Origin of the sequence: Mycobacterium interjectum (genome assembly GCF_900078675.2) — a bacterium.
Lineage (GTDB): Bacteria > Actinomycetota > Actinomycetes > Mycobacteriales > Mycobacteriaceae > Mycobacterium > Mycobacterium interjectum.
The window spans coordinates 1-2,256 of record NZ_LT546239.1; the positions used below are offsets into that span (position 1 = coordinate 1).

General features: G+C 71.9%; 3 protein-coding genes. All 3 read right to left on the reverse strand.

The window, feature by feature from the left end; translation table 11 throughout:
* Positions 1-644 (reverse strand): ATP-binding protein (locus BN4348_RS58920; protein ID WP_160040672.1); only part of this gene is annotated, 644 nt, incomplete at its 3' end.
* Positions 641-1,120, reverse strand: coding sequence for a GNAT family N-acetyltransferase (locus tag BN4348_RS60245; protein WP_066917763.1), 480 nt, complete (start codon positions 1,118-1,120; stop codon positions 641-643). The genes BN4348_RS60245 and BN4348_RS58920, both read right to left, overlap by 4 nt.
* A partial coding sequence (locus tag BN4348_RS58930) for a malate:quinone oxidoreductase (RefSeq protein WP_211145836.1) occupies positions 1,117-2,256 on the reverse strand: 1,140 nt, incomplete at its 5' end. The genes BN4348_RS58930 and BN4348_RS60245, both read right to left, overlap by 4 nt.

The following is a 2,256-nucleotide window of genomic DNA, read 5'->3' on the forward strand; positions in this document are numbered from 1 at the left end:
CGGGCCAACTCGGCGTCGGCGTCGGCGTACCGCTGGGCGAACGCGTCGGGGTCGGCCTCGTAGGCCATGCGCTGCCGGACGACCCGCATCCGCACGTCGACGTCGCGCGACGCGCGCACGTCGACGGTCAGGCCGAACCGGTCCAGCAGTTGCGGGCGCAGCTCGCCCTCCTCGGGATTCATCGTGCCGATCAACACGAACCGCGACTCGTGCGAATGCGAGATGCCGTCGCGCTCGATGTGCACGCGGCCCATCGCCGCCGCGTCGAGCAGCACGTCGACCAGGTGATCGTGCAGCAGGTTGACCTCGTCGACGTAAAGGACCCCGCCGTGCGCGCGCGCCAACAGGCCCGGGGAAAACGCGTGCTCGCCGTCGCGCAGCACCCGCTGCAGGTCCAGCGAGCCGATCACCCGGTCTTCGGTTGCGCCCAGCGGCATTTCGACAAGCCCCGCCCCCGCATCTGCCGCGTCGCTTCCCGACGCGGCCACCAGCAGCGCCGCCAGCCCGCGCACGGCCGTCGACTTCGCGGTGCCCTTCTCACCCCGGATCAGCGCCCCGCCGATCTCGGGGCGCACGGCGCACAGCAGCAGGGCGAGCCGCAGTTGATCGTGCCCGACGATCGCGCTGAACGGATACGGCTTCACGGCAGTTCCGCCGGACCGGAGCCGGGGCGGGCGGGCTTGAGCATGGGCACATGAGGCACGCCGTCGTCGACGAAATCGTCGCCGTCCCGGACGAATCCGTGCTGGGCATACATGTCGGCCAGGTAGGTCTGCGCGTCGATGCGGCACGGGTAGTCGCCGACCTCGGCCAGCGCGGCGCGCAGCAGCCGGGTGGTGTGGCCCTGGCCGCGTGCGCTGCGCTTGGTGCACAGCCGGCCGATCCGGAAGGCCTTCTCGCCCCCGGCGTGCTCCTCCATCAAGCGCAGCGTGCAGATCACCTCGCCGTCGGGCGTCTCCAGCCAGAAGTGCCGGGTTTCGGCGAGCAGGTCGCGGCCGTCCAGCTCCGGATACGGGCAGGCCTGCTCGACGACGAACACCTCCACCCGCAGCTTGAGCAGCTCGTAAAGGGTTGGCACGTCGAGGTCTTTGGACCAGGCGCGGCGCAGCGATTCGCTCATGATGCCTCCAGCCGCAGCGCCTTGGTGCCCCACGACCAGACCTCGTCGAACAGCGCGGGCTCGCGGGACAGCTCCACCCCCAGGGACGGCACCATCTCTTTCAGCGCGGGCAGCCACGAGTCGTAGCGGTCGGCGAAGCACCGCTGCAGCACGTCGAGCATGGCCGGCACGGCGGTCGACGCCCCCGGCGAGCCGCCCAGCAGCCCGGCGATGCTGCCGTCCTGCACCACCAGCGCCGCGCCGGCCTCGACATCGCCGCGGCGCGCGTCCAGCGGGTCGGCGGGCCATATCGCCTCGACCACGTTGTCGCGCATGGGGTTTCGCTCGCCATCGGCGGGTGCGGGCGCCCATTCTTCCACCACCCCGCACGGATCGCCGCCGGCGGCCGAACCGTCGACGATGTCCTTGAGCTCGCACAGGAATTCCGACGGACCCCGGGGTTTGACGCCGGTGGACCCCCACTGATGGCCCGAGACCAGCAGGGTGTCCTCGGCGCGGGTGATGGCCACGTACAGCAGCCGGCGTTCCTCGTCGACGCGCCGCTGCTCGAGCTGGCGGCGATGCTCGAAGATCTTGTCGGACAGCTGCTTTCGGTTGGTGACGGCGGAAGCGTCCAGCACCGGGATGCCCAGCGAGCCGGCCGCGGCGCGATCGCCGCGCAGCAGCGGCGGCAATTCGGCGGGGTCGGTGAGCCACGTGCTGCGCGACGCGGTCGAGGGGAAGATTCCGCCCGACAGGTGCGCGACCGCGACCACCTGCCACTCCAGACCCTTCGCCGAGTGCACGGTGAGGACCTGAACCCGGTCCCGCGCCACCGTCGGCGCGGCGGGCGGCAGGCCGTTCTCGACGTCCTCGGCGACGTCCAGGTAGGCCAACAGGCCGGCCACCGATGCCACCGACACGTCCGTCGTCCGTTCGGCGTACCCGGCGACGACGTCGGCGAACGCGTCGAGGTGTTCGGTTCCGGTCCAGGGCTGCCCGGCGGCGGCGGCCCGGACCTCGCAGTCGACACCGAGCACGCGGCGCACCTCGGCGACCAGGTCGGGCAGACAATGGCCTAGGTGACCGCGCAGGGCGCTCAGTTCGGCGGCCAGCGCGGTGATGCGCCGGTATCCCGCCGCCGAGTACGCGCCGGC